The sequence below is a fragment of the Bacillus sp. LQ01 genome (assembly GCF_057624735.1).
The window spans coordinates 733,314-759,816 of sequence record NZ_JBYEZL010000001.1 but is presented as its reverse complement, the minus strand read 5'-3'; the positions used below and the strand labels follow the sequence as shown (position 1 = coordinate 759,816).

Genomic DNA, 26,503 nt, shown 5'->3' with positions numbered 1-26,503 from the left:
ACTAATTATAGCAAACTACAAAAAGGAATTACTACATTTTTTCGAAAAAATAATTTTTTATTCTTATTACGGTATATGAAATTTAACACGAGAGTATATATGCTATACAGTTTTTATGGATAATTCAATCCTGAAAAGATACATGTTTTTTCAACGCATGTTAAAAAAGTCCAAGTTAATTTTTTCTGTAATCAATTTAACTATATAGTATAACTCTTAAACTAATGATGCAGGTTAATTGAGGAAAGTACTTAACAAAGGAGAATTGCAGATGTCTATGAACAGGTGGTTATTTCGATTCAGCAGTTTGCTTGTAATGATTGTATGGTGGATGTCTTTAGGATCCTCCCAAGTATTTGCCTCAGTTCATGTCGTAACACAACCCACCGATTTAACGAAAGTGATTGAGGTTGAACTAAATGATGATTACTTTAATCCAAATGTCATCACGATTCCGCTTGAAGGATCAACAACATTACTATTGAAAAATAAAGGTAAAAACGAGCACACCTTTACAGTGAAAAAACTCGGTATTGACGTCGTAGTCCAGTCAGGAAAAGAAAAGAATATTACCGTGAAACCTAAAAATACTGGTACATATGAATTAATATGTCGATACCATCTTCTTAAAGGAATGACAGGCAAAGTAATCGTCAAATAACATGCCAGGTCAACTCGACGGAAGCTATTTTAAAATGAACTTTAAATATGAAAAGAAGTTATTATCATGTTACAAATTCAACTCAAAACTATTGAAATAAAAAGAAGTTCCAAAAGAGGAACTTCTTTTACTTAATTTCGATATCTGCAGAATGAATATGATGTACTTTCCCCTCATGATCCTCCAGAAGTAATACACCATCCTCTGTGATTCCTTTTGCTAACCCCGTAATTGTCTCTCTCATCGTTCGAGCGGTAATTTCTTTCCCGATGCTCACAGCGTAACTTTCCCAAAGAATTTTAATGACAGAGAAACCATTTTGTAAATATTCTTCATATAATTTTTCTAGTTGTAAATAGATTTGTTGCATAAGTTCTGCACGAACAATCGGCTTACCTGATTCAATCGCTAATGAAGTAGCGATGTGCTGAATTTCTTCATCAAAATGTTCTTGCTTTTGATTCGCATTAATACCGATGCCCATAATGACAGCATTAATTTTATCAGGATCCGCTTGCATTTCTGTTAATATACCTACAGCCTTTTTACCTTGAATTAAAATATCATTTGGCCATTTTATTCCTACGTTTACACCTGTACATTTTTCAATTGCCTGTGCAACACTAACAGCCGCTAACAAAGTAAGTTGCGGTGCATGATGAACTGGGATTGACGGGCGTAAAATAATACTCATCCAAATCCCTGTTCCTTTTGGTGAATGCCATTTTCTGCTTAAACGACCTCTTCCCGCTGTTTGTTCTTCTGCTATAACGACAGTTCCTTCTTCTGCACCTTCATAAGCAAGTTTTGCTGCAATGTGCTGCGTTGATTCAACAGTTTCTTCAAAATACACTGTTCTACCAATCCGCTTCGTTTGTAGCCCTAACTGAATTTCATTAGCAGTCACTTTGTCTGGCTTACTTGCAATTCGGTAACCTAATCGGCGCACAGCTTCAAGTTCATATCCCTCACTCCGCAGATCCTCCATATGTTTCCACACAGCAGTTCTTGAACAACCAAGTTTATCACTAATTGTTTGGCCGGATACAAACTCGCCATCCGCTTCAGAAAAAACTTGCAATAACTGCTTTCTTATAGTAGATTGCATCCTTGCAGCCACTCCCTTATACGCTCTTTCTCATTAACTACGTTTCCTTGTACGATTGCTTCTTCGATTTTCTGAAGCATTTCAGCAACCCACGGACCAGGCTTTTTGTTTGCCCAGTTTAATAAATCATTACCAGTCACATTCATTTCTTGACGTTCCTGGATTGGCAATGCATGAAACATTAATTGTACTCGTTCAACAGATGTAGGGTCATAGCTTTCAATCATCGCTTCATATACTCTCTCTGCCATTTCAGCGATATGAATTCCCGTTTTATAAAGAAGGACTGTATCCCAATCCTTCTCCTTTCTAGTACGAATTGCCAATAAAACTGCAACAATATCTTTTATTTTTTTATTCGAAAACTTCCATTGACGTAAAAAGACAGCTGGATGTTCTTCTCCGATACAATATAAGAAAAATGCCCACGCCTCAATATCCGTTTCGAAAGAATCCCATTTATACTGCGTAGCTTTTAACAGTCTCTCTTCTGACATTTGTAAATATGGCAAATGAGAAAATAGCTTCGTCTCTACTAATTCTTTGAGACCTTTCACACAATATGTACCAGTTAACAGTTTCTCAAACTCTACTGTAATACGCTCAATTGCTATATGTTCTAGCAAATGCCCATGCGTTTCAATCGCTTGCTTCGTTTTCATTTCTAATGAAAAACCTAACGTGCTTACAAACCGAATACCACGCATCATTCGCAGGGCATCTTCTTGAAAACGATCCGCAGCATTTCCAACTGTCACAATTTTTCTCTGTTGAATGGCTTCCTGTCCAGCAAATAAATCAACCATTTTGCCTTCTTCTGTCATAGCAATTGCATTCATCGTGAAATCACGACGTTTTAAATCCTCTTCTAATGAACGAACAAATTGAACACTACTAGGTCTTCGAAAATCTTCATATTCGCTTTCTGTTCGAAAAGTAGTTACCTCATAAGGCTCACCATTTTCTACAACAATTACAGTTCCATGCTCAAGACCAACAGGAACATTTCTTGGGAATATAGCCATCACTTCTTCTGGTAGAGCAGATGTCGCAATATCAATATCTCCAATCGGCCTATCGATAATAAGATCTCGTACGCTCCCACCAACAAAGTAAGCCTCATGTCCTTGTTGCTTTAATGTCTCAATAATAGAACTAGCTTTTTTAAATCTTTCCATTTTTGTCATCCCTTAGTACGTCATAGTAAATCGTTTCATATTGTGAAACAATTTTTTCTGAGCGAAATTGCTCATAAACACTTTCTCTTGCTCGTTCTCCCATATTACGGTGAAGTTCCTCGTCCTTTAATAGCTGAATAGCTTGATTTGCCACTCCTGTTGTATCGCCAACTTCACATAAATATCCTGTTTCCCCGTGTTGAATAACCTCTGGAATACCTCCAACCCGCGTTCCGATACAAGGTACACCACACGCCATTGCTTCTAATAAAACAAGACCAAAACTTTCCTTCTCTGATAGAAGCAACATTAAATCACTCATCGCAAGTAGTTCTGCAACATTATCTTGCTTCCCTAGGAATAAAACGCGATCTTCAATATGTAAATTCTTCACTATCTGTAAAATCGTACAGAATTCTGGTCCGTCTCCAACAAGAAGCAACTTCGCATCTACTTCTTTAACAATTTTAGCAAATGCCTGAACAACATCCTGCACACGTTTCACTTTACGGAAATTCGAAATATGAATAAGTACTTTTTCACTCTCACTTATACCGTATTCTTTCTTTAATTGAGACATATTACGCTTGAAATATACACGTTCGTCTATAAAGTTATATACCGTTTGAATTTCTTTACTTGGTTTTACAAGCTCATGTGTTTCGTTAATTAATGAATGCGAGACAGCAGTGACAACATCCGATTGCTCAATACCAAAACGAATTAAATTATTTAACGAAGGGTCGGAACCTAACACAGTAATATCTGTTCCATGTAAGGTTGTAACAATTTTAATACGCTCTCCGATCATTTGTTTTGCTAAATATGCACAAATTGCATGTGGTATTGCGTAATGCACATGTAAAATGTCTAAGTTTTCTCTTTGTGCAACCTCGGCCATTTTACTTGCTAACGCTAAATCGTATGGTGGATATTGAAATACAGAGTATTGATTTACCGTCACTTCATGAAAATAAATGTTTGGATATACTTTATTTAACCGGAATGGTAAACCCGATGTAATAAAGTGAATTTCATGCCCACGTTCCGCCAATTGCTTTCCTAATTCTGTTCCAACAACTCCAGAACCACCTACAGAAGGATAACATGTAATACCTATTTTTAATTTCATTTACATCCCCCTAATAAATCAGCATGTAATAAAACCGGTTTCTTACTCATAAATCCCTCGGCATACAAGACTCCAACTTCTTTTCCAAACATCTTCTCACGAGCGATTACAGTTTCAACGTAACCTTCTGTTAACGGTGTCTTAACACCATCGCTCCCTGTTGAAAACTGACTTTCATACGCTTCTAATGCTTCCACCTTTATAGAGAGGTACTCACTTATATCTATACAAAAATTCGGTTTATGAAAACCATTAATCATATAATTATAAAAAGACTCCACACGATGTGGTGAAAGTTCCGGCATATATTTACGGATTCCTGCTGAAAAAATAGCCTCTTCCACAAGCTTTGCACAATTTGCATGATCTGGATGGCGATCTTCATAGTACGGTGCAAAAACTAGTTTTGGTTTATATGTACGGATCACCTTGACAATTTCACGTATATACTCTTCTTTCATATACAAACCACGGTCTGGCATCGCTAAATTCAGCCTCGTTTTTACTCCCATTATACGAGCTGCAACCTTCGCTTCTTCTTTTCTCAACTCTATCGTTCCATTTGAAGAAAGATCAGCTTCTGTTAAATCACAAATACCTACTTCATACCCTTGCTTTGTATATTTAGCGATGGTACCAGCCATGCCGATTTCAACATCATCGGCATGAGCACCAAACGCTAATATATGTAATCCACTCATAATTGTTCCCCTCATTTTCTTAACTTACGATAATCTAAATCTCCTCGCTCTAATGCGTGCATTAACATTTCAGCACTTGCCATATTCGTTGCAAGTGGAATCGCATATACATCACATAAACGAAGCAATGCATTCACATCCGGTTCATGCGGCTGTGCTGTTAATGGATCGCGGAAGAAAATCACCATATCTAAATCGTTCTTTGCAATCATTGCACCAATTTCTTGATCTCCACCAAGAGGGCCAGATTGATATCTTGTTACAACTAATCCAGTCGCTTCCATAATACGAAGCCCTGTCGTTCCTGTTGCAAATAATTCATGTTGTTCAAAAATTGGTTTATATGCGTATGCAAACGAAACCATATCATTTTTCTTTTTGTCATGTGCGATTAAGGCAATTTTCATCCGTTGTCTCCCCTTTAGTCGATAATATTTTCTAAACCGTACACAAGATGATCAAGGTTCATTACTGTCTCAATTGATAGTTTTACACCTGACATAAATGATGCACGATTGAATGAATCATGACGAACTGTTAACATTTGTCCATCTCCACCGAACATTACTTCTTGGTGTGCAATAAGCCCTGGCAAACGTACACTATGAATGTGAATACCGTCTACATTTGCACCACGTGCACCTGCTAGTTGCTCTACTTCTTTTGGATGACCTTGCTGCTTTGATTCACGATTTTGACGAATTAACTCTACCGTTTTTACAGCTGTACCAGATGGTGCGTCTAATTTTTGATCATGATGTAATTCAATTACCTCAACATCTTGGAAATATTTCGCTGCCATTTGTGAGAATTTCATCATAAGAACTGCACCAATTGCAAAGTTTGGAGCAATAATTGTTCCTACTGCTTTTTCTTTTGCATTCTCTGTTAAACGTGCCAATTCTTCTTCTGTAAATCCAGTTGTACCAATAACCGAACGAAGTCCACGCTCAACTGCAAGTGTAACGTGTTGTTTCCCCACTTCTGGTGTTGTTAAATCTAACAACACATCTGCTTCTACTTCATCTAAACAAGTATGTAAATCAGCGTAAATCGGTGCATGTAATGCTGGCATGCCAGGTAAATCAGAAATCTTCTCACCACCATGCTTATAATCCACTGCTGCTACTAAATTAAAATGTTCCGTTCTTTCCATAAGAAGAACTGCTTCATGTCCCATACGTCCTCTTGGTCCGGCGATAATTACTTTAATTTCTTTCATTATTCTTTCTCTCCCTCATCAATACGTGTCCAGCGATCTTTATCACGTGTATTAAATTTATTCATTACAATGTTATGTGCTGTCTCTAAATCAATATTTAAACTATTTGCCATACAAATCATAACAAATAATACATCTCCAAGCTCTTCTTCAATACTTCTTTCTTTTTCAGTTGTTTTCTTCGGTTTCTCACCATAATAATGATTTACCTCTCTTGCAAGCTCTCCCATTTCTTCCGTTAAACGAGCCATCATTGCAAGCGGACTGAAATAACCTTCTTTAAACTGACCAATATATGCATCTACTTCTTTCTGCATATCTTTCATCGTTTTTGCTTCCATACTATTCACCTCTAATCCTTCCTCTTTCATGTTAGCCAATTCATCGCGATTTGACAAATATTATTCCCCGCCAAACACCTATTTGCGACCCATTTTTGGATAGACTATAATAAAGTGAAACTTCTTTTGCGTTTTTTTGCAAAAGATTAGTTGAACTAATCGGGTTCCTACGGCTGGTTCGCCTTTCTTCAGAGCTTTATCTCCTACCAGCCGTTGGTACGGGGTAAAGTGAAACTTCTTTTGCGCTTTTTGCACAAGATTAGTTGAACTAATCGAGTTCCTACGGCTGGTTTGCCCCTCTTCTTTGCTTCATCTCCTATCAGCCGTTAGAGCGGGATAAAGTGAAACCTTCTTTTGTGCTTTTCACAAAAGATCAGCCCACATCAATCAAGTTCTTACTATTTTCACTAGCAACTAGAAATTACTTATTATTATGTTTTACTGTTTCAGCGGAGCAATGCAATCATTACATAATTAGGGGGATTTCTATATGACATCAAAATTGAAGATGCGAAATATTATTTTTATTTTAATCGGTTCCGCTATATTTTCTTTCGGTATTGTCAATATCAATATTGAAAACCACCTTGCAGAGGGTGGGTTTACTGGTATTACACTATTATTGTATTTTTTATTTAAGTTTGATCCTTCCTACTCAAACTTAATTTTAAATATCCCTATATTTTTTATTGGTTGGAGGTTACTTGGCAGAACGACATTTTTATATACATTAATTGGCACCTTTAGCGTATCTTTATTTCTATGGATTTTCCAGCGTTACGAAGTACTCAACTTACATTTAAACTTGCAAAATGATATGACACTCGCAGCTTTATTCGCCGGGGCATTTATCGGTATCGGCCTTGGAATAATATTTAAATATGGCGGGACTACTGGCGGTGTAGATATTATCGCACGACTAGCTCACAAATATGTTGGCTGGAGTATGGGGAAAACAATGTTTATGTTTGATGCTGTCGTTATCGTAGTCTCTATTCTTACCTATTTATCATACCGCGAGGGCATGTATACGCTAGTTGCTGTTTTTATCGGTGCTAAAGTCATTGATTTTATGCAAGAAGGAGCTTATGCTGCCAAAGGAGCGACTATTATCTCAGAGAAAAACGATGAAATTGCTGCCAAAATTTTATCTGAAATGGAGCGTGGAGCAACCTTTTTAAAAGCTGTTGGATCGTATACAAAAGTGGAACGTAACGTATTGTATTGCGTTGTTGCTAAAAATGAAATCGTGAAATTAAAGAATATCATTACTTCTGTAGATCCTCATGCTTTTGTCGCTGTAAGTGATGTACATGATGTAGTTGGTGAAGGATTTACGTTAGATGAAAATAAAAACCCTTTACATAATTAAATGTAACTAGAAAAGCGCCTTAGCTTTTCTAGTTTTTTATTACAAGTCTTTTAAGCTTCTCAAAATCCTCATGAATAAGCTCCAATAAACTCCGATTATAAAAAATGGAAGCTGGATGAAAAGTCGGAAAAACATGATATTCTTTCTCTGACCATGTAAACTCTGCACTTTGCATATCCTTTAATTTTTGAATGGGCTGTTTTAATAATTGCCCGTGTACATCTGTGATTTTTTTATTTTTTCCTGTTAAACGTTGAAGACCGATATTTCCAAGCGTGACGATAAGCTTCGGATGTATTTTCTCTAATTCATAATCTAACAAAGGCGCATGGGCAACTATTTCTCCCTGATTTGGCGTTCTATTATACTTTTTTTGTATGATTTCACCATTTCGTTCTTTTTTCTCTCGCCATTTATAAGGTCTACTTCGAACAGCGCTCGTAATATATACTTCTTCCCTTGTAACATCAATACGCTCTAAAAAATCCATTAATTGTTTTCCCGCCCTCCCGCTAAACGGAATCCCATTATGAATTTCTGTTTCACCAGGCGCTTCTCCTAACAACATAAATTTGGGATTTTCAGGACCTTGTCCACTTAAAAAACCTTCTAGTTGATAAGGAGCACTGCGCTCTTGCACTTGTTTTACTAAATGGTCTGGATATTTCATTTCCCCCCACCGCCTTTCCGCATTACTTCTATTATTTCTATTTGCAATACATTATATAATTCAATCCATACAACAAAAAAAGACTATCAAAATTGATAGTCTTTAGTCGTCGCTACGCTGCATACCAGTATACATTAATACGAGACGTAATAATTCAAATACCGCTACAGCTGCAGCTGCTACATATGTTAATGCTGCCGCATTTAATACTTTACGAGCTTGCCCATATTCATCTGTTGATACAATACCTAACGCTTCAATTTGTTGCATTGCGCGCTTTGACGCATCAAACTCAACTGGCAATGTAACGAGCTGGAACACAACACCTGCTGCCATTAAAATGATACCTAATAACAACAAACCAGACATTTGTGCAAATATACCGATTAGGACGAAAATCCAAGACATATTCGAACCAAAGTTTGCAACTGGCACTAACGAATGACGAACGCGCATAAATTTATAATCTTTTGCATCTTGAATTGCATGTCCTACTTCGTGTGCTGCAACTGCTGTACCAGCAACTGAATGTCCATAATAGTTATCTGTTGATAATCGAACCGTCTTAGCGGTTGGATCATAATGGTCTGATAAATGACCTGGTGTTTCTTCTACAGCTACGTTGTATAATCCATTTTCATCTAAAATTTTTCGAGCCACTTCCGCTCCTGTCATACCTGATGTTGAATAAACTTGTGAATACTTGCTATAGGCACTACGTACTCTTGACTGTGCATACAACGGTATGATCATTATGATCGCGAAGTAAATTAAATAAAACATCATGAACCTCCATTGAAGTTTTAATTATAGTACTTCTCATTCTATTTTCTTCTGCCACTATTGTCAATGAATAAACCTTACAATCCATATCTTTATTTATTGCATTATCTATTTTTAGAATGTACATTACTTTTTCTTTTTTCTCTTTCTCCTTTATACTTTCTCCATCCAACATAAGTTAATGTGAAGAAAATAAGTCCCCCAGTAATTGTCATAAACCAAATGAGAGAGGGTGCAATTTCATCTTTTTTTACTGTGTGAAATATCTTTTGCAAATCCCCTTTAATAATCCCTAATTGCATTTGGCCGCCTTTCGTTTTTAACATAACGTTACGAAATTCATCTAAATAAGATAAATGAACATTTACACGCTGAACCTCGTTTTCTGGCAAAGCAATCATTAGGCTTGGATAAATAATATTGAATTCATTTAAAAACGTATTTAACGTTTGTTGAAACTGCCCAGCATCTTCTTTTTCCATCGCTTTTTCCATTTGAGAAAAGGCATCCATTACTTTCCTTTCTCTTTCCATCCAAAGTGGTTGATATTTCGATACTTGTGCATCAACAGCAAGTTGTAATGCCAGCACATTATCAATTTTAGCTTGCTTACCTAAACCTTCTTCAGAGAGCGATTGTTGCGCCTTATCGTAAGCTAAAGAAATAACTCTAACTTGATCTGGTGTTACTTCCTGCTTCTTTTCATTCCCCTTTATTAAAAATTGCTCCGAGAAATGTTGTAATACTTGTACCGCTTTTTCATCTTCATTACGCTTCACTAACTGTAACGAGTCGTCTAACAACCCTGTTAGCTCATTCCACTCTTCAGCATATATACGTAACGGAAACATTATAATTAGAAATGCTATCAATCCAATTAATGTTCTCTTCATCCCGGTCCCCCCTATAACTACTAGTACAAAATATGTTAATTTGGACAAGAATAGAACAGAACTAGACCGAAAAATATATTATCATTTTACAAAGAAAAAAATTCTCTTTAAGCAGAGAATTTTTTCTGTGACATCCTTTTCTTTTTTACGAAATATCGATATAAACTGTAACAAAGTATACTACCACCTAAAATGAATAATAAAATAGCACACGCAGCATGCATAAAGAACTCTTCTGGTAACATTAATATAATTGGATCTTTTTCAGGATCAAAAACCCAATAATCATTACTAAATAAAAGTTTATGGAATAATACAAAACTCTTTTCAAAATTAATAGCAATTGGTAACATAAGCGCTATCGGAAAAATGATTGTTAAAATCGATCCGTGCAGTAAAAACTTTTCATTTTTCTTTTTTAATAAATAAATTCCGCCTATCACTGCAATCATAATTGTCGCATACATCACATATTGAATCTTTACTAAAATATTTTTAACATCTACAAAATGAATACGGCCATTTGTGGACATATCTAATGTTGGTAAATGTAATGCTCCGTCATAAAACGGGGATAAATATGTAATAAGCACATCGTAATTTCTTTTAATTTCATCCTTCGTCATATCCGCTAAATCAGGAATATTTAAAAAATCAATTTCAAAATAATACAGCCATTTTCCATAGACAACTGCCGTTGTTGCGAGTGCAAAAATAGAAAATGCTATGCTATATGAAACAACTAAAGTAATCAATCGATCCAATATTTTTGTACCACTCTTATTTTTCTCCATGTTCTCCCCCTAAATGTTCTAACCATCATAAAGAAAATTGTTTCCTTTGCTCACGTAAGCAACAATAATATGTAATACATAGTACAGCAATACTTAACCAAAACGTAAAATAACCAATTTCCTCTACAAACAAATGCATAATTCCATATCGCGGCATTTGCCAAAATAAATAATCAATTGCATCGTTATGCAACGTCCACACAGCTGCTACTATAAAATGCCATTTTTTTATACGATAGAATGGAGCATATAAAAATCCTTGTACTGCCATCGCAAAGTGCGAAAGCATTAACATGTAGCCCATAAGGCCAATAGGCCCTTTTACGTAAATCATAATCCCGTTTACAACAACAGCCCAAATACCATATTTTATTAAAGTTACAATCGCTAACGCTTCTATTAATCCCCAGTTTCTCTTTGCCAAAAAAGCAATTAAAACAAAGACAAAAAAGAGACTCGCCATAGGACTATCTGGTACAAACGGCCAAAATATAGGTGACGTTTCTTTCAATTGATTTCCGTACCATATAAATCCGTAAATTGTACCTAATATGTTAACAATTAATAAAAATAATAATACCGAGCGTTGTCTTAACATTGCATACAAGTACACCAATCCGTATGTCCAACACCTTTCAAGCAAAGTAATTCATTCATTAAATCCTACTCTATTATAACAAACTTCATCCAACTAAATAGAAAAGCTGACTACAAATTTTGTAGTCAGCTTTTTATTATTTTTTATTATACTTTGCAACGAATTCCGAAAGCTTCTTCAGTTCCTCATCCGTACCTTTAAATACACCTTTAGGCATTGAACCTTTTCCCTCTTTCGCAATTTTAGCAATTTCTTCTGGCTTTAAAGTTAAGTTTTGCAGTGCCGGTGCTGCTGCCCCGCCTTGTAAATTGTCACCATGACATGTTAAACAAGTATTTTTTTGCATTAATTTATAGCCATCATCATTTTTATCAACTGGCGCTGTTTTTACAATTGCTCCTTGTTTTTTTGCAGCTTCCCAGTCGTGGTGTGCTACAGATTCCCAAGTTAAAAAGATAATCGATGCAATTGCTAAAAGCATAAATCCAGTTGCCACAGGACGCTTCAATGGACGTCTTTCTGGACCTCGATCAAGAAATGGAGCTAACAGTAATGCTCCAAACGCAATCCCTGGCATAATAAATGCTCCAATTACAGTAAATGAACCGGAAGCATACGAATACTTTAATAACTGATACAAGAATAAGAAATACCAATCTGGAAGTGGTATATATCCAGCATCTGTTGGGTCCGCCATTCTCTCAAGCGGCGACGGATGCGCCACTGTTAAACATAAATAACCGATTAAAAAAACTGCACCAACCATCCATTCTTTTAACAAGAAGTTCGGCCAAAATGCTTCTGTTTTCCCTGGGTATTCAGAATAGTCTTTTGGAATATTTGGTTTCCGAGCTACTGGTACCCGAGAATCTCCTACAAACTTCATCCCTTTGCCGCGATGCATAATCTCCCTCCTTTAGTTCTTTCCCCTTTAATTTAGCAATCTCTTATAGTGGACCGGAAATACCTTGTTTGCGAATCATGATGAAGTGGAAGGCCATTAAACCTAGAAGTGCTGCTGGTAAGAAGAAGACGTGAATAGCAAAGAAGCGAGTTAATGTTTGAGCGCCAACAATTTCGGAATGACCAGCGAGTAATGTTTTAATATAAGGACCAATGAGCGGTGTTTGCTCTGCAATTTGAATCCCTACTTTTGTAGCAAATAAAGCTTTCATATCCCACGGCAATAAATATCCGGTAAAACCAAGACCTAACATAACAAAGAAAATAAGAACACCAACAATCCAGTTTAACTCACGGGGCTTTTTATACGCACCTTGGAAGAAAACTCTGAGTGTATGTAAAAACATCATTACAATTACGAGACTAGCACCCCAGTGGTGCATACCACGAACAATTTGCCCATAAGCAACTTCATTTTGTAAATAGTAAACTGATTCCCAAGCATTTTTAATATCAGGCACATAATACATCGTCAAAAACATTCCAGATAAAATTTGAATTACAGTAACGAAAAAGGTAAGTCCTCCAAAGCAATAGACGAATGCAGAAAAGTGATGTGCCGGGTTTACATGTTCAGGTACTTCATGATCAGCGATATCACGCCATATTGGTGTAATATCCAATCTTTCATCCACCCAATCATAAATTTTATTTAACATCTACTTTGCACCCCCTCTTGGCTTCGCTTTTCCTAGATACAGCGTTCCATCTTTCACTTTAGACTCGTACACATCAAGCGGAGCAAGGGGTGGCGTACCTTTAATGTTAATCCCATCTTTTGTATAACGCCCCCCGTGACATGGGCAAAAGAATTGATTCGGATGTGCTTTGTCCGAATTCCAGTTAACTGTACATCCTAAATGTTTACATACTGGAGAGAACGCAACAATGTCTCCGCTTTCATCTTTATGAACCCAAGCCGATTTTGGTTCTTCAGACTTGTACCAACCATCAACCTGCTTCACTTTAAAATCGAAACGCTTCGGCTCTGTTGTAATATCCTTTACTTGCGCAACAGCAACCATATCTGTTCCCGCTTCTTTTCTTAACACCGGATCAAGCGCAAATCGCGTCATCGGCATTAAAATACCGGCAGCCATAAAGCCTCCTACCCCTGTGAGTGTGTAATTTAAAAATTGTCTTCTTGACACGCGATGTTCTTTGTCGCTCACGAAAATTTCCCCCCTCTATCAGAAATTGTCCCCTCGTGATAAATTATATAAAAAATAAAAACTAGGACACTATCATGATATAATACGCTCATGCACAGGTCAATATCATACTACTCATAATAATAAGAACTTTCTGTTTATTGCGAGTTTCCCCATTTCTCTTCCAACATCGCCATTATATTTTTTATATGCGCATGAATAACTTCTCTTTTTGCTTGATCACTAAATTGTTCTAACGCTAATGAAGGAAACCAAAATAAATCTCCCTGTAACTCTTGCATATCCTCTTTCCATGAAAAATCACTTGTAACATAAGCAATATGCTTAAAACCTTCACTTCGTAAATGATTTGTCCATTCTTGCAAACGACCTTTTTCATTCTTTTGACTTTCTACCAAATACGTAAACGCAGGCAGTAAAAGCACTCTTCCTTTATACTCTCTTTCCAATTCCGTGCTCAACAATTCGATAAATTCACCTTGTTCTACAACCATTTTCATTTCTTTTGCTGCCGAAATTGATAACAGCGGTATTACTCCTGTATCAACATACTCTCTTGCTTGCTCAAACTGTTCTACATCTTTTACAATCCACTTCAAATCCCTTCCCTCCTTCACTTGCAAATGACAGAACTTTCACTTTATATATATTAAACCACACTAAAAGAGGTAAAAAAAGAAAAACTACCCAATATAGGTAGTTTTTCTTTATAAAAGTCTGAAATTTGTAAAAATTAATTAATCCAAATAAATTCTATAAAGTCTTTAACTCTGCCGTTAATCTATGAAACGCTTCCTTATCTTGCTTATCTAACGCTTCATCAATTTGTTTCAAAAGGCGTTCTCTCCTAAACGAAAATACACTTTCTTCCAAAAACCTTTCTGCAAGTAAACGATCTTTTTCATTTACTTCAATATGCTTTGGTAGATATGGGTTTTCTTCTAATACAGCTACATAATTCGCATTTTGAAACGATGATTTAAAGTTGAGTTGAATATAAATATCCTCATCTCGATTTAAACGAATATCATGAAACGATTTTTCAGCATCTGTTGTCATAACATTTTGTTTAAAAAAGTGAAACGGTGTGTCTTTCACACAATTCGCTGACATCACTAAGCCACGCGGACAATATTTTGCATGCTCTACGAAGTGGACTTTATGCATCAATTGGTCGTGACTCATTAAATAATTCAGAATCCATACACATTCACGCTGTTTCAGTTGGTAATTATTCAAAAACCATTTTACAAAATCCTTCTTCTCGTTTACAGAAACAGGGGTATTCATAGCAATTAAGTCCCTCCTCTGTCTTTCTCTTTTCTTTTTAGATTCAAGAAGCGGCATTCAGTTTCCTTCCAACTTATGAAAAATCCTCTAAATTATATAACAATTCTTCAATATGAATTTGTGTCGGGTCTAGTTGTAATAACTGGGTAAATACTTCTTTCGCCTCTTTTCGTTTTCCTTCTTCCAATAAGAAATAACCGTACTCTTCTAAGAAGTCTGGATGATTCTTAAAAGAAGTATATGCACTTTCATAGTGTTTTAATGCATCCGAATACATTTCTAATTGTTTTTTTGCATACGCAAGATCCCAAAGTAGTTGTGTATCTGGTTCTCCACTATCAATAGCACGCTCTACAATTGCAATTAACTCTTCGTACTTTTCTTGTTCTTTTAAGATATATGCATATTTTAATGTTGCACCTAAATGCCCTGGATCTAACTCAAGCGCTTTTTGAAGAACTTCCTCTGCTTCTACTATTTTCCCTAATTTCGCCGCAATGTTCGCCAACTCTACATAAAATGGAACTGAAAGCTCATCTACTTTAATTCCTTCATGAAGCGTTTCATAGCTTTCTTGAAGCATTCCTTCTTTTTCATAGCTTTTCGCTAAATACATGTACAGTGATGCGTACTCAGGGTCTAATTCTTTTAGTTCTTGCCAAGCACCAATTGCTCTCTGATATTCTTCACCTTGGTATAATGTAAAGGCATATCCAAATAATGAGTGAATATCTTTTTGTTCCTCTAGGCCTGCTTCATAATAAGAAATCGCTTCTTCCCAGTTTCCGATCGCGCTTAACGTTTCTGCGAGGCGAAGTGCGATCACAACACCACCCATTACTTTATGTTCCGCTAATAGCGATTCATAATAAGTAATTGCCTTTTGTTCTTCACCTTTACTACTATATAATTCTGCTAACCCAAACGTAATAACAGGTTCATCAGGCATCATTTCTTTCGCCTTTAATAGTTTTTGCTCTGCTACATCATCAAAACCTTGCATTTGGAATAAATCTGCAACAAGTAATAACGATTGAACATATAAATCGTCATTTTCTGGAATATCATGAAGCACTTCAATCGCTTCATCTTCTTTATCTAGATCAATATATAATTCTGCTAAAAATACAGTGAATTCACTTTCTTCTGGATACAGTAAACGTAAGTCTTCAGTAATTGCTAATGCCTCATCTGTAAATCCAAGCGTATGATAGTAACGAGCGATATCATACTTCTCTTCATCATTCGCAATTTTTAATTGTTCTTTTAATAATTGTAATCCTTTTTCCGCTTCACCATTTTCAATATATGAAACAGCTTGTTCAAACTTTTGCATAAACGTCTCCTTTAATTCTAAAAAATATTCTCTTCTGTTCATTTATCATAAGCAACTCACTGTTAGAACGCAACCTTTAGAATGAGCATACTTCTTCTTATACTTCTTCTTACAGAGTAGTTAATTGTTCAAAAGGTTCGGATATGACACCGATACCTTACCATCATCTTCTATTGTACCGCTTTCTTTTATGACCGTGCAAATAACTTCTCTCACTAATTATCGAGCCATACAAACCGTGGTTTACAGAATAACTTAATTAGCAGTCTTCAACCTTTATTTTGAATGCGATAAAAAAGGCTCCTATACTAGGAGCCTTCACAATCTCTTAAGAATATGTTTCTTCTTTCTGTACTTGCTCATTTACAAGCTCTTTCAGCAACTCTATAATTTCATCATTTTCTTCCTTCAAACCGACAGTAATACGAATACCATCATCGATACCAAATGCAGCACCAGAACGAACGATATATCCTTTTTTCATTAATCGTTCGAAAGCTTCATTACCCGGTATACCAAGTTTTAAGAAAATGAAATTTGTTTGGGATGGATAATAGAATACGTTATATTCTTTACAAAATGCATAATACTGATTTAAACCTTCAGCATTCTTTTGCACACAATCTTGTAAAAAGGCTTGATCTTCTAATGCAGCGAGTGCTACAGATTGGGCTACAGTTGATGTATTGAATGGTAACCTAGCTACTTCTAGCTGTCCGATTAACTTCGCATCCCCAATCGCATATCCGATACGAAAAGCAGCTAAACCATATGCTTTTGAAAACGTGCGTAAAACCATAAGATTTTCATACTTTTCAAGAAGTGGTAATGTTTGCGGATAGTCTTCTGCTTCCGCGTATTCATAATATGCTTCGTCCATAATAACGAGAGCCGACTTAGGAACTGATTCTAAAAATGAAAGTAATTTTTGTTTCTCAACATATGTACCTGTTGGATTATTCGGATTACAAATCCATACAATTTTCGTTTTCTCATCTACTTGCTCTAGCATTGCATCTAAATCATGAATACCATCTTTAAGTGATACTTCACGAACTTCTGCTCCTTCAATAACAGCATGGTGATGATATTGTGAAAACGTAGGATTCGCCATTACAACGTTTGTTCCTTCATGTAGTAACGCTCGGCTAATCATTTGAATGACTTCATCTAATCCACTACCAAATAGTAGTTGTTCTGCTTTTACACCTAAATGTTCCGCTACTTTTGTCCGAAGTTCAAAGGCATATCCATCTGGATAAAGGGCATATTGGCTCGCTAAAGAAGTTAATGCTTCTGTCACACGTGCTGAACAACCGAATGGATTTTCGTTGGATGCTAATTTCACAATTTTTGATAAACCATATTCTCTTTTTACTTCTTCAATGTTTTTCCCAGGCACATACGCTCTCAAAGTTAACAATTGCTCTTTCACTCTCATTTTTCTTCCCCCAGTCATTTCATTCAATTTGATTACAATACGGTTATAGCCCCTTACTGTAATCTTTTGTCATAACCGTCACTATTACGAGAATACCTCTAAATGAGCACTTCACAGCACTTCGCTATCATTTTAAACCATATCTTTTTGAAATGCCTCTAACGCAATATGAACAGTCTCATCTGAAATAGATACGACATTCACTACCCCATATTCCTGCATAAGCACCATATGAATTGCTCCTGCATTTGCTTTCTTATCTTGTTTCATCAATTGAACGAGGCGCTCTACATTCAAATCCCTTGGCATTTTTGGATAGCCGTATTTCAAGAACCACTGCTTCATATCTTCATAAGCAAGATCAACCTTGTACACTTGCTCACTTAAAAATATGGCGAATAACATTCCAACCGCTACACCGTCACCGTGAGTAATATTTCCATACCCTAGCTCTTTTTCAAGAGCATGTCCTAACGTATGTCCAAAGTTCAAATGAGCACGTACACCCTTCTCTGTTTCATCTTGTGACACAACATTTGCCTTTACAGGAATCGCCTTCGTTAATATATGGATTAACTTCTCATCATGAAGATCCGCTAATGTTTGCACTTCTTCTTTTAACCAATGGTATAGCTCCACATCACCAATAAGAGCATGCTTTATCACCTCTGCATAACCTGAACGCCACTCTTTTTCAGGAAGAGACTGTAAAAACGGTGTATGATATACAACTGCTTCTGGCTGATGGAATGCACCAATCATATTTTTACCTAACGGATGGTTAATCGCTACTTTCCCACCCACTGCGCTATCGTGCGCTAATAAAGTTGTCGGAACCTGCACAAAGCGAATACCACGCATAAACGATGCAGCAACAAAACCAGCTAAATCTCCAATCATTCCGCCTCCAAGTGCAAGAATTAAAGAATTTCTATCTAATTTATTTTCAAGAGCTGACGTATGAGCCGCATAGAAATTTTCGAAAGACTTCTCTTTTTCGCCACTTGGTACAACAAACGAAAACACGTGCTGCTCTACTTGTAATGCATCGATAACTGTCTGTAAATGTAGTGATGCAACAGCTTCATCTGAAATGATCATTACGTTAGATACCGCTGGCTGCATATTTTGAACGATCGTTGTTAAGTTTGACAACGCTTCTTTACCAACATGTACATCATATTCTTTTGATTTCGTTTGAATATGTATGTTTCCCATTAAAATCCCCTCGCATATTCATTATGTTTCTCAATATTTTCACGAATTAGTTCCATACGATCTAATCCGAATTGTTCTATTAAAGCTGTCGCTAATTCCCAAGCCACAACCGCTTCTGCAACGACACTAGCTGCTGGCACTGCACAACTATCTGAACGTTCAATACTCGCTGTAAAAGGCTCTTTCGTATCAATATCTACACTTTGAAGAGGTTTATAAAGTGTAGGTATCGGTTTCATCACACCGCGCACAACAATTGGCATTCCAGTCGTCATACCGCCTTCTAGTCCACCTGCATTATTTGTTCTTCGTGTATATCCATGCTCCTCATCCCACAGAATTTCATCATGAACTTCACTTCCTGGTCTATGCGCTGCTTCAAAACCAATTCCAATCTCGACACCTTTAAAAGCATTAATACTCATAATTGCAGCTGCTAATTTCGCATCCAGTTTTCGATCATAATGCACGTAGCTACCTACTCCAATTGGCATCCCTTCCACAATTACTTCAACGATTCCACCAATTGAATCACCATTTGCTTTCGCATCATCAATCGCTTTCATCATTTGGTTACCAGCTTCTTCATCTAAGCAACGTACAGGAGATGCTTCTGTAATACTCTTTAATTCTTCAATTGAACTATACGTAATCTCCTTAGCTTGTACACCGCCAATTTCAATTACATGGCCCGCCACTTTAATACCAAGTTCTGCTAACACCTTTTTAGCAACCGCACCAGCAGCAACACGCACCGTCGTTTCGCGCGCTGACGAACGTTCCAGTACATTCCTCATATCTCTATGACCATATTTAATCGCACCATTTAAATCAGCATGCCCAGGCCTTGGTTTTGTCACTTTCCTTTTCATCTCTTTTTCTTCTTGCTCAGTTAAAGGCTCCGCCCCCATAATTTTTGTCCAGTGTGCAAAATCACGATTTTCAACAACAAGTGCAATAGGGGAACCTAATGTTTCTCCATGTCTAACACCACTTAAAATTTGCACTTGATCCGTTTCAATTTGCATGCGTCTACCGCGCCCATATCCCTTTTGCCTTCTAGCTAACTCTTCGTTTATATCATCTGCTACTAAAGACAACCCTGCCGGAACACCTTCTATAATCGTTGTAAGTTGTGGACCATGAGATTCACCAGCTGTAATATATCGCATACGTTATTCCTCTTTTCGTATATGTATTTATCTCACTATATTAACTTTTATCATTCTAAAAATATTAAAGAAATTATATCATAAATCGACCATTTTCTTATTCTATATTTCCGATAGGCCTAATTTAAATATCAACATATCATAACAGCTCAAACTTTGTAACTAACTGAAAATAAAAAAAGCGCAAGAAGAATACCCCTATTCTCCTTGCACTTTTTACTATTATCACAGTGATTAAAGCGTTTACAAATTATTTCAAAATAATTAGTAAATCCATTCATTCATTAATTTTGAGTAGTCAACTAATTCTTCTTCTTTAAAGAAAATAGCAATCTCGCGCTCTGCGCTTTCTAAAGAATCAGAACCATGGATAATGTTTTTCGCAACAGTTACACCGAAATCTCCACGAATTGTTCCAGGAGCTGCTTCATGTGGTCTTGTTTTCCCCATCATGTTACGCGCTGTATCTACTACACCTTCACCTTGCCATACCATTGCGAACACAGGTCCAGATGTAATAAAGTCTACTAACTCACCAAAGAAAGGTTTTTCCTTATGCTCAGCGTAGTGTTGTCCAGCAATTTCCGGAGTGACTTGCATTAATTTTGCACCAACTAATTGAAAGCCTTTTTTCTCAAAACGAGCTACAATTTCCCCAATGAAGGCACGTTGTACACCGTCTGGTTTTACCATTAGAAATGTTTTTTCCATAAAAAATCTCTCCACTTCTGAATTATGTATGTAATTGTATATCCCCACACACATATTATCACCCTTATCACAATTGTGCAATAGTTTTGAAATAGAGAGATTATTTTATTTTTTAGAATAAACATTAAAATTTTCGTTTTCCAATATACTTTGCAACATTTTGTAATGCGTACTTTGCTTTTCCACGTGGGAGTGGTTTTATTATTTCTAAAGCTTTATGTAAATAACGTTCACTAAATGCAAATGCTTGATCAATTGCTGTACTATTTTTTACAGCATCAATAATTTCTTGTATTTCACTTGCTGTTGAATTTTCATGTACAGATGTGATTTTCTGACGAAGTACGGGATCTTCCATCGCATATAGAGCAGGAAGTGTAATATTCCCTTGTAGTAAATCTCCGCCAGCAGGTTTTCCAAGTTTCTCTTCTGTAGAAACGAAGTCTAAAATGTCATCAATAATTTGATAAGACATTCCTACAAAATACCCATACCAAAATAGACGATTTACCGTATCACGATTAGCACCAGCAGCAATCGCTCCCAATTGACAACTCGCGGCAATTAATAATGCTGTTTTTCGCTTTATTCTTCTTAAATACGTTCTTAAATTTTGGTTATAATTGTATTTATCTTTAATTTGTTCAATTTCACCTTTACAGACTTCTAAAATAGTATGTGATAACGCTTGATGCGCCTCTGGAATTTCGATATTTGTTATACATTCAAGAGACTTAGCGAACAGATAGTCCCCTGTATACATCGCAATACGATCTCCCCATTTCGCATTCACAGTCGCACTGCCGCGTCGTAAAAATGCAGCATCAATAACATCATCGTGAACAAGAGAAGCCATATGAATAAGTTCTAACGCAACAGCAACATGCTTAATCGCATCTAACTTATAATCTCCAAATTTCCCTGCAAGCAACACAAATACAGGACGAATTCGTTTCCCACCAGCTTCAATAAGCTGTAATGCTGCCTCTTCTACTAATGGCTGTTCAGAAGCGACTGTCTTTTTTAATTCTTTTTCTATCACATTAATATCCGATCGTAAAAAAGAGTACATAAGTTGTAACTTCATATTGTTCACCTTAACCTAAAACTTCTTTTTTCTATTTTGATTCTGGTTTAATACCTAAATGCATCGCTGCTACCCCAAAAGTAAATGGTTTCACTTGCACACGTTCAAGTCCAGCTTGCTCAAACATTTGAGCCAATTCTTTCATCCCTGGGAACGTACTAGCAGATTCTTGAAGCCATGAATACTCTTTATAACTTTTCGCAAACATCTTTCCAAATAACGGCATGATATATTTAAAGTATAAAATATACCCTTGTCGAAAACCAATCATTGTTGGTTGAGATGTTTCTAAACAGATTACTTTTCCACCTGGTTTTACTACACGCGTCATTTCTTTTAATACGTGCATATAATCCGGTACGTTACGTAAACCAAACCCAATCGTCACATAATCAAACGTATTATCTTCAAACGGAAGTTCCATTGCATTCCCATGTAGAAGTTCTACTTGTTTTAATTGTAACGCCTCTACCTTTTGCTTACCGACAGATAACATATTTTCACTGAAGTCTAAGCCAACAACCTTTCCTTGTTCACCTACGGCTCCAGCTAGCGCAATTGTCCAATCTGCGGTTCCACAGCATACATCAAGCGCTTGACTGCCTGGTTGTACATCCATAATTCGCATCGTTTCTTTACGCCACGCTTTATGTCTTTGAAAACTAATTACAGAATTCATCACATCGTATTTATCAGAAATCTTTTCAAATACGTCATGTACTCTTTCTTCTTTTGATTGTTGCATGCTCGTACCTTCTTCCAATGTAAAATTGCTTATGTCTTCTATTTATTCCTTAACACAGAATTTATTTCATTTATGTCTGTGTGATTTTCTAAAAATTGTTTTTCTTTCTTTCTCAATTCCTTCATCCAACCATTAATCACTACTTCTGCTTTATCCCCTAAAGCATCTTGCATAGCTTGAAAAACAGGCGAATGTTGCTTATCAGCATACAATTGAATTTCTTTTTGAAGGCGATTTCCACCTAATACGTATGTGATAAATGGCTTCCAATGTGATAACTGAAAATGATCACATGTTTTTTGAAGGAGCGCAGACTCAATCATTACTATGCTTTTCATTATGTCATCCGTCGTTTCATGCGCTTTTTGGTATAACATAATTTTGTGTTCATTTATCTCTTTAATTCCTTCAGCAAGTGCACGAATTAAAACAATATCACGATTCATAGACAATAAATAATAATATAGTCCACTATAGTAATCGCCTGCAAGTACTGTTAATTGACGACATTTATGGAATTCAATCTCTTCCTCGCCTGCTTTATTTGATACCCTTTCATGCGTATCAAGCGCAATTTGTACAAGCATAATTGTTACTACGTAATGCTCAATTTGTTCTATATGTAAGTTTGCACTCTTTAAAGCACCATATAACAATGCTATCTTTTCTTCATCAATAAATGGTTCTTCAATATAGTTTATAAAGTAAGGATGGCGTAATTTCTCCATCAATTTTTCTTTTATACTCGCATACCCTCCGTAGATGTCACACACAAAAAATCACCCTTGTTTTCTAATTCATAAAACTTATTATAACACATACACTCTATTTTCTATAACCAAAACTTGGCTACACCTACCATTCATGTAAGCAATCTTTCTAATCTCACTCTGTCTAGTTAAAACTATATCATTTATTTACTAAAAAAAAAAAGAAAAGCAGTTTCCCGCTTTTCTTTACTTCGTTTTAATAAACGATAAAATTTCACTGCGCGCTGCAGCATCATTTTCAAGCACACCACGCACTGCTGTCGTTACTGTTTTCGCACCTGGTTTTTTTACACCACGCATCGTCATACACATATGTTCTGCTTCTACTACTACCATTACACCATGAGGCTCTAGTACTTCCATAATAGAGTTCGCTACTGTTGATGTAATACGTTCTTGCAGTTGTGGGCGACGTGCAATTGTATCTACGGTACGAGCTAATTTACTTAACCCTGTCACCTTTCCACCTTGCGGAATATATGCAACGTGAGCAACTCCATAGAATGGAACTAAATGATGCTCACACATCGAATAAAATGGTATATCTTTTACTAGTACAAGCTCTTCGTGATCTTCTCCGAATACTTTATGCAAATGCTCTTTCGGATCTTCATGCATACCTGAGAACACTTCTGCGTACATTTTTGCAACACGCTTTGGTGTATCAAGTACTCCCTCACGATTTGGGTCATCCCCAATCGCCTCTAAAATAAGGCGTACTGCATGTTCAATTTGTTCTAAATTAACTTTTGCCATCCGCTAGCCCTCCCGAAAACCTAAAAGTGATACGAACACATTCTAGCATATTTATGTTTTTAAAAGCAAAAAGAAGAGTTCCCAAAAAGGAAACTCTTCTTCCCTGTTAATATGTAAGGATTATTTAACCGCATCTTTTAACGCTTTACCAGGTTTGAATGCAGGTACTTTACTTGCAGCGATTTCAATCTCCTCACCTGTTTGTGGGTTACGACCTTTACGAGCCGCACGCTCACGAACTTCGAAGTTACCGAATCCGATCAGTTGTACTTTATCACCTTGTTTTAAAGCTTCTAAGATAGAATCAAAAACAGCGTCTACTGCTTTTGTTGCGTCCTTTTTAGAAAGGGAACTTGCTTCTGCAACAGCATTGATTAAATCTGTCTTGTTCATGCCATTCACCTCCTCCCAAAGATAAGACTGTATAATGATCATAAAATGAGTCTTACTTTCATTTGTAGGCAATTTTTGCAAATTCTATACTACAAAGATGTAGATAAATCATTATCAACGCCTATATTATACGATTCTCCTTTATAATTCAATATTTTTAAGGAAATTGTTACTCTGAAAATGTGAAAATCTGATGAAACTTGACAATTTACAACAATGTATTAGATAATGACTGTTTATTTTTCTATTTTATAATCAAAAAAAACAAAAAATCCCTCTACAATGAGAGGGATTTTTTCTTATAGTATAATCGCAATTAATCCGCCAGATCCTTCATTAATAATTCTTTCTAGCGTTTCTTTTAATTTATATCTAGCATTTTCTGGCATTAAAGATAATTTCGCCTGAATTCCTTCTCGAACAATCGAGCTAAGTGAACGTCCAAATATATCAGAATTCCAAATTGATAACGGGTCATCTTCAAAATCTTGCATTAAATAACGAACTAATTCTTCACTTTGCTTTTCAGTACCAATGATCGGCTCAAACGTTGACTCTACATCTACTTTAATCATATGAATAGATGGCGCTACCGCTTTTAACTTCACACCAAACCTTGAACCGTGACGAATAATTTCTGGCTCATCTAAGCTCATATCCGCTAATGCAGGCGCTGCTACACCATATCCTGTTTGCTTAACCATACGCAGTGCATCCGCCACTTGATCGTACTCTATTTTCGCATGAGATAAATCGAGCATAAGCTTTAATAAATGATCTTTCCCCCGAATTTCTACTCCTACTACTTCTTTTAAAATTTGATCATACAATTCATCTGGCGCATATAAATCAATCTCAGCCACACCTTGCCCCATATCAATGCCAGCTAGGCTCGCTCGATCAATAAATTCATATTGACTAAACTGCCAAACAACGCGATCCACATCACGAAGACGTTTTATATCCTTCACAGTTTCTTGAACTGCTTCTTGATAACTTTGACGCAACCAATGCCCTTCATTTAGCACCATTACCCAGCTCGGAAGGTTCACATTCACTTCTAATACAGGGAATTCAAATAGTGCTTCACGAAGTACATTATATACATCTGTTTCTCTTAAACTCTCCACACTCATTGCAATAACCGGGATATCATATTCTTCTGATAAACTTTGGCGTAATTGCTCTGTATCTGGATGATACGGCTGTACCGTATTAATTATCATAATGAAAGGTTTTCCTACTTCTTTCAACTCATTTACAACGCGTTCTTCTGCCTCTATATAATCTCTTCTTGGAATTTCACCAATTGTTCCATCTGTTGTAATTACAACACCAATTGTTGAATGTTCTTGAATTACTTTACGCGTGCCGATTTCTGCAGCTTCATGGAATGGAATAGGTTCTTCATACCAAGGGGTATTAATCATGCGTGGGCCATTCTCATCTTCATAGCCCTTCGCTCCAGGAACCGTATATCCAACACAATCTACTAATCGAATATTCACTTCAAGTCCTTCATCTACTTCGATAGAAACCGCTTGGTTTGGAACAAACTTCGGTTCCGTCGTCATAATTGTACGACCAGCAGCACTTTGAGGCAATTCATCCTGCGCTCTTTGACGGTCAGACTCATTCTCAATGTTTGGAATAACTACAAGTTCCATAAATTTTTTAATGAATGTTGATTTCCCTGTTCGAACAGCTCCTACAACTCCAAAATAAATATCACCGCCTGTTCGTTCTGCAATATCTTTAAAAATATCTACCTTTTCCAAGTGATTCCCTCCCTCAAAATTTTTGGGAATAATTCCGCGTTTATAGTCAACTAATACCTTCTCTAACGTTGCCTATAATATCTGATATAATATAATGGTATTCTAGAAGTTCGGACAATATATCATATAATTTTGTCCAATTTCATATGACTATTAAAAAATATCTTTTGTTTGCATCGTAAGTTGTATAACATAAAAAACCTTTCTTCTAGAACTTA

General features: G+C 36.3%; 30 protein-coding genes. 2 read left to right on the top strand and 28 right to left on the bottom strand.

Features of this window, described 5'->3' with window-relative positions; genetic code table 11:
* Window positions 1–271: 271 nt before the first annotated feature.
* Window positions 272–661 carry a cupredoxin domain-containing protein gene (locus AC22L0_RS04135; RefSeq protein WP_000062393.1) on the top strand — a complete coding sequence of 130 codons (390 nt, stop codon included), beginning with the start codon at window positions 272–274 and terminating at the stop codon, window positions 659–661.
* A 127-nt stretch (window positions 662–788) separates the two neighbouring features.
* Here AC22L0_RS04135 and AC22L0_RS04130 read toward each other — a convergent pair whose 3' ends face one another.
* The 7 genes from AC22L0_RS04130 to AC22L0_RS04100 are packed head-to-tail and all read right to left on the bottom strand — an operon-like array spanning window position 789 to window position 6,343.
* Window positions 789–1,769 carry a biotin--[acetyl-CoA-carboxylase] ligase gene (locus AC22L0_RS04130; protein WP_087966038.1) on the bottom strand — a complete coding sequence of 327 codons (981 nt, stop codon included), beginning with the start codon at window positions 1,767–1,769 and terminating at the stop codon, window positions 789–791.
* Entirely contained in the window at window positions 1,754–2,947 is a 1,194-nt protein-coding gene (locus AC22L0_RS04125) for a CCA tRNA nucleotidyltransferase (protein ID WP_000439323.1), read from the bottom strand. Before AC22L0_RS04125 ends, AC22L0_RS04130 begins: the two co-directional genes overlap by 16 nt.
* Window positions 2,934–4,079 (bottom strand): N-acetyl-alpha-D-glucosaminyl L-malate synthase BshA, encoded by a 1,146-nt coding sequence (gene bshA / locus AC22L0_RS04120; protein ID WP_000768305.1) that lies wholly within the window; start codon window positions 4,077–4,079, stop codon window positions 2,934–2,936. Before bshA ends, AC22L0_RS04125 begins: the two co-directional genes overlap by 14 nt.
* On the bottom strand, window positions 4,076–4,780 hold the full coding sequence (gene bshB1 / locus AC22L0_RS04115) for a bacillithiol biosynthesis deacetylase BshB1 (RefSeq protein ID WP_000015673.1): 705 nt from the start codon (window positions 4,778–4,780) through the stop codon (window positions 4,076–4,078). The genes bshA and bshB1 overlap by 4 nt, the downstream gene beginning before the upstream one ends.
* Before the next feature lie 11 nt (window positions 4,781–4,791).
* Window positions 4,792–5,187 (bottom strand): methylglyoxal synthase, encoded by a 396-nt coding sequence (gene mgsA / locus AC22L0_RS04110; RefSeq protein ID WP_000684765.1) that lies wholly within the window; start codon window positions 5,185–5,187, stop codon window positions 4,792–4,794.
* Between the two features lie 14 nt (window positions 5,188–5,201).
* Window positions 5,202–6,002, bottom strand: a complete 801-nt coding sequence (gene dapB, locus AC22L0_RS04105) for a dihydrodipicolinate reductase (protein WP_000658809.1) — start codon at window positions 6,000–6,002, stop codon at window positions 5,202–5,204.
* Entirely contained in the window at window positions 6,002–6,343 is a 342-nt protein-coding gene (locus tag AC22L0_RS04100; protein ID WP_002108639.1) for a nucleotide pyrophosphohydrolase, read from the bottom strand. The genes dapB and AC22L0_RS04100 overlap by 1 nt, the downstream gene beginning before the upstream one ends.
* A gap of 490 nt (window positions 6,344–6,833) precedes the next feature.
* Between AC22L0_RS04100 and AC22L0_RS04095 the strand changes: the two genes are divergently transcribed.
* A complete protein-coding gene (locus AC22L0_RS04095; protein ID WP_000202121.1) occupies window positions 6,834–7,715 on the top strand; it encodes a YitT family protein in 882 nt (293 codons plus the stop codon).
* Window positions 7,716–7,743: 28 nt separating this feature from the next.
* On the opposite strand, the gene AC22L0_RS04090 is transcribed toward AC22L0_RS04095, so the two are convergent.
* The 21 genes from AC22L0_RS04090 to spoIVA all read right to left on the bottom strand — a co-directional run bounded on the left by AC22L0_RS04090 (window position 7,744) and on the right by spoIVA (window position 26,285).
* Window positions 7,744–8,385, bottom strand: coding sequence for a uracil-DNA glycosylase (locus AC22L0_RS04090; RefSeq protein ID WP_000876871.1), 642 nt, complete (start codon window positions 8,383–8,385; stop codon window positions 7,744–7,746).
* A 102-nt stretch (window positions 8,386–8,487) separates the two neighbouring features.
* Window positions 8,488–9,171, bottom strand: coding sequence for a zinc metallopeptidase (locus AC22L0_RS04085; RefSeq protein WP_058839490.1), 684 nt, complete (start codon window positions 9,169–9,171; stop codon window positions 8,488–8,490).
* Window positions 9,172–9,272: 101 nt separating this feature from the next.
* Window positions 9,273–10,061, bottom strand: a complete 789-nt coding sequence (gene ypjB, locus AC22L0_RS04080; RefSeq protein ID WP_000831583.1) for a sporulation protein YpjB — start codon at window positions 10,059–10,061, stop codon at window positions 9,273–9,275.
* Window positions 10,062–10,168: 107 nt separating this feature from the next.
* Complete coding sequence (lit, locus tag AC22L0_RS04075; protein ID WP_000414377.1) at window positions 10,169–10,855, bottom strand: lipoprotein intramolecular transacylase Lit; 687 nt, start codon at window positions 10,853–10,855, stop codon at window positions 10,169–10,171.
* A 25-nt stretch (window positions 10,856–10,880) separates the two neighbouring features.
* A complete protein-coding gene (gene lhaT, locus AC22L0_RS04070) occupies window positions 10,881–11,471 on the bottom strand; it encodes a lipoprotein heptaprenylglyceryl N-acetyltransferase LhaT (RefSeq protein WP_025967075.1) in 591 nt (196 codons plus the stop codon).
* A gap of 118 nt (window positions 11,472–11,589) precedes the next feature.
* Complete coding sequence (qcrC, locus tag AC22L0_RS04065) at window positions 11,590–12,357, bottom strand: menaquinol-cytochrome c reductase cytochrome b/c subunit (RefSeq protein WP_000554603.1); 768 nt, start codon at window positions 12,355–12,357, stop codon at window positions 11,590–11,592.
* A gap of 43 nt (window positions 12,358–12,400) precedes the next feature.
* On the bottom strand, window positions 12,401–13,075 hold the full coding sequence (gene qcrB / locus AC22L0_RS04060) for a menaquinol-cytochrome c reductase cytochrome b subunit (protein ID WP_000932700.1): 675 nt from the start codon (window positions 13,073–13,075) through the stop codon (window positions 12,401–12,403).
* A complete protein-coding gene (gene qcrA, locus AC22L0_RS04055) occupies window positions 13,076–13,588 on the bottom strand; it encodes a menaquinol-cytochrome c reductase iron-sulfur subunit (protein WP_001280593.1) in 513 nt (170 codons plus the stop codon). It abuts the gene before it with no gap.
* A 137-nt stretch (window positions 13,589–13,725) separates the two neighbouring features.
* A complete protein-coding gene (locus AC22L0_RS04050) occupies window positions 13,726–14,187 on the bottom strand; it encodes a YpiF family protein (protein ID WP_087966043.1) in 462 nt (153 codons plus the stop codon).
* A 154-nt stretch (window positions 14,188–14,341) separates the two neighbouring features.
* Entirely contained in the window at window positions 14,342–14,878 is a 537-nt protein-coding gene (locus AC22L0_RS04045) for a ReoY family proteolytic degradation factor (protein ID WP_001095925.1), read from the bottom strand.
* Window positions 14,879–14,951: 73 nt separating this feature from the next.
* On the bottom strand, window positions 14,952–16,214 hold the full coding sequence (locus AC22L0_RS04040; protein ID WP_001168671.1) for a tetratricopeptide repeat protein: 1,263 nt from the start codon (window positions 16,212–16,214) through the stop codon (window positions 14,952–14,954).
* A 328-nt stretch (window positions 16,215–16,542) separates the two neighbouring features.
* Window positions 16,543–17,655, bottom strand: coding sequence for a histidinol-phosphate transaminase (gene hisC, locus AC22L0_RS04035; RefSeq protein WP_001264023.1), 1,113 nt, complete (start codon window positions 17,653–17,655; stop codon window positions 16,543–16,545).
* 132 nt (window positions 17,656–17,787) lie between these two features.
* Window positions 17,788–18,873, bottom strand: a complete 1,086-nt coding sequence (aroB, locus tag AC22L0_RS04030) for a 3-dehydroquinate synthase (RefSeq protein WP_000526812.1) — start codon at window positions 18,871–18,873, stop codon at window positions 17,788–17,790.
* On the bottom strand, window positions 18,873–20,045 hold the full coding sequence (gene aroC / locus AC22L0_RS04025; protein ID WP_001269386.1) for a chorismate synthase: 1,173 nt from the start codon (window positions 20,043–20,045) through the stop codon (window positions 18,873–18,875). Before aroC ends, aroB begins: the two co-directional genes overlap by 1 nt.
* Before the next feature lie 264 nt (window positions 20,046–20,309).
* Window positions 20,310–20,756 carry a nucleoside-diphosphate kinase gene (ndk, locus tag AC22L0_RS04020; RefSeq protein WP_000415883.1) on the bottom strand — a complete coding sequence of 149 codons (447 nt, stop codon included), beginning with the start codon at window positions 20,754–20,756 and terminating at the stop codon, window positions 20,310–20,312.
* Window positions 20,757–20,880: 124 nt separating this feature from the next.
* Window positions 20,881–21,843 (bottom strand): heptaprenyl diphosphate synthase component II, encoded by a 963-nt coding sequence (gene hepT, locus AC22L0_RS04015; protein ID WP_000776086.1) that lies wholly within the window; start codon window positions 21,841–21,843, stop codon window positions 20,881–20,883.
* Window positions 21,844–21,874: 31 nt separating this feature from the next.
* Entirely contained in the window at window positions 21,875–22,588 is a 714-nt protein-coding gene (gene menG, locus AC22L0_RS04010; protein ID WP_001187674.1) for a 2-heptaprenyl-1,4-naphthoquinone methyltransferase, read from the bottom strand.
* A 38-nt stretch (window positions 22,589–22,626) separates the two neighbouring features.
* Window positions 22,627–23,361, bottom strand: a complete 735-nt coding sequence (locus AC22L0_RS04005) for a heptaprenyl diphosphate synthase component 1 (RefSeq protein WP_000332858.1) — start codon at window positions 23,359–23,361, stop codon at window positions 22,627–22,629.
* Window positions 23,362–23,544: 183 nt separating this feature from the next.
* The gene (folE, locus tag AC22L0_RS04000; protein WP_001151482.1) at window positions 23,545–24,114 is read right to left on the bottom strand and encodes a GTP cyclohydrolase I FolE; all 570 of its coding nucleotides are present in this window, start codon (window positions 24,112–24,114) and stop codon (window positions 23,545–23,547) included.
* A 120-nt stretch (window positions 24,115–24,234) separates the two neighbouring features.
* On the bottom strand, window positions 24,235–24,507 hold the full coding sequence (locus tag AC22L0_RS03995) for an HU family DNA-binding protein (RefSeq protein WP_001043860.1): 273 nt from the start codon (window positions 24,505–24,507) through the stop codon (window positions 24,235–24,237).
* 299 nt (window positions 24,508–24,806) lie between these two features.
* Window positions 24,807–26,285: a stage IV sporulation protein A gene (gene spoIVA / locus AC22L0_RS03990; RefSeq protein WP_000416519.1), complete on the bottom strand. Its 1,479-nt coding sequence runs from the start codon at window positions 26,283–26,285 to the stop codon at window positions 24,807–24,809.
* Window positions 26,286–26,503 lie beyond the last annotated feature (218 nt).

Excerpts from the sequence above, each read along its gene's own strand:
- aroC (WP_001269386.1), bottom strand. The coding sequence starts at position 20,045 with ATGCGATATATTACAGCTGGTGAATCTCATGGTCCACAACTTACAACG.
- AC22L0_RS04085 (WP_058839490.1), bottom strand. The coding sequence starts at position 9,171 with ATGATGTTTTATTTAATTTACTTCGCGATCATAATGATCATACCGTTG.
- aroB (WP_000526812.1), bottom strand. The coding sequence starts at position 18,873 with ATGGGAAACATACATATTCAAACGAAATCAAAAGAATATGATGTACAT.
- AC22L0_RS04040 (WP_001168671.1), bottom strand. The coding sequence starts at position 16,214 with ATGCAAAAGTTTGAACAAGCTGTTTCATATATTGAAAATGGTGAAGCG.
- mgsA (WP_000684765.1), bottom strand. The coding sequence starts at position 5,187 with ATGAAAATTGCCTTAATCGCACATGACAAAAAGAAAAATGATATGGTT.
- lit (WP_000414377.1), bottom strand. The coding sequence starts at position 10,855 with ATGGAGAAAAATAAGAGTGGTACAAAAATATTGGATCGATTGATTACT.
- bshB1 (WP_000015673.1), bottom strand. The coding sequence starts at position 4,780 with ATGAGTGGATTACATATATTAGCGTTTGGTGCTCATGCCGATGATGTT.
- AC22L0_RS04045 (WP_001095925.1), bottom strand. The coding sequence starts at position 14,878 with ATGAATACCCCTGTTTCTGTAAACGAGAAGAAGGATTTTGTAAAATGG.
- folE (WP_001151482.1), bottom strand. The coding sequence starts at position 24,114 with ATGGCAAAAGTTAATTTAGAACAAATTGAACATGCAGTACGCCTTATT.
- AC22L0_RS03995 (WP_001043860.1), bottom strand. The coding sequence starts at position 24,507 with ATGAACAAGACAGATTTAATCAATGCTGTTGCAGAAGCAAGTTCCCTT.
- qcrB (WP_000932700.1), bottom strand. The coding sequence starts at position 13,075 with ATGTTAAATAAAATTTATGATTGGGTGGATGAAAGATTGGATATTACA.
- qcrC (WP_000554603.1), bottom strand. The coding sequence starts at position 12,357 with ATGCATCGCGGCAAAGGGATGAAGTTTGTAGGAGATTCTCGGGTACCA.
- AC22L0_RS04130 (WP_087966038.1), bottom strand. The coding sequence starts at position 1,769 with ATGCAATCTACTATAAGAAAGCAGTTATTGCAAGTTTTTTCTGAAGCG.
- AC22L0_RS04100 (WP_002108639.1), bottom strand. The coding sequence starts at position 6,343 with ATGGAAGCAAAAACGATGAAAGATATGCAGAAAGAAGTAGATGCATAT.
- bshA (WP_000768305.1), bottom strand. The coding sequence starts at position 4,079 with ATGAAATTAAAAATAGGTATTACATGTTATCCTTCTGTAGGTGGTTCT.
- AC22L0_RS04095 (WP_000202121.1), top strand. The coding sequence starts at position 6,834 with ATGACATCAAAATTGAAGATGCGAAATATTATTTTTATTTTAATCGGT.
- hisC (WP_001264023.1), bottom strand. The coding sequence starts at position 17,655 with ATGAGAGTGAAAGAGCAATTGTTAACTTTGAGAGCGTATGTGCCTGGG.
- AC22L0_RS04125 (WP_000439323.1), bottom strand. The coding sequence starts at position 2,947 with ATGGAAAGATTTAAAAAAGCTAGTTCTATTATTGAGACATTAAAGCAA.
- AC22L0_RS04090 (WP_000876871.1), bottom strand. The coding sequence starts at position 8,385 with ATGAAATATCCAGACCATTTAGTAAAACAAGTGCAAGAGCGCAGTGCT.
- menG (WP_001187674.1), bottom strand. The coding sequence starts at position 22,588 with ATGCAACAATCAAAAGAAGAAAGAGTACATGACGTATTTGAAAAGATT.
- AC22L0_RS04135 (WP_000062393.1), top strand. The coding sequence starts at position 272 with ATGTCTATGAACAGGTGGTTATTTCGATTCAGCAGTTTGCTTGTAATG.
- ypjB (WP_000831583.1), bottom strand. The coding sequence starts at position 10,061 with ATGAAGAGAACATTAATTGGATTGATAGCATTTCTAATTATAATGTTT.
- dapB (WP_000658809.1), bottom strand. The coding sequence starts at position 6,002 with ATGAAAGAAATTAAAGTAATTATCGCCGGACCAAGAGGACGTATGGGA.
- hepT (WP_000776086.1), bottom strand. The coding sequence starts at position 21,843 with ATGAAGTTACAACTTATGTACTCTTTTTTACGATCGGATATTAATGTG.
- ndk (WP_000415883.1), bottom strand. The coding sequence starts at position 20,756 with ATGGAAAAAACATTTCTAATGGTAAAACCAGACGGTGTACAACGTGCC.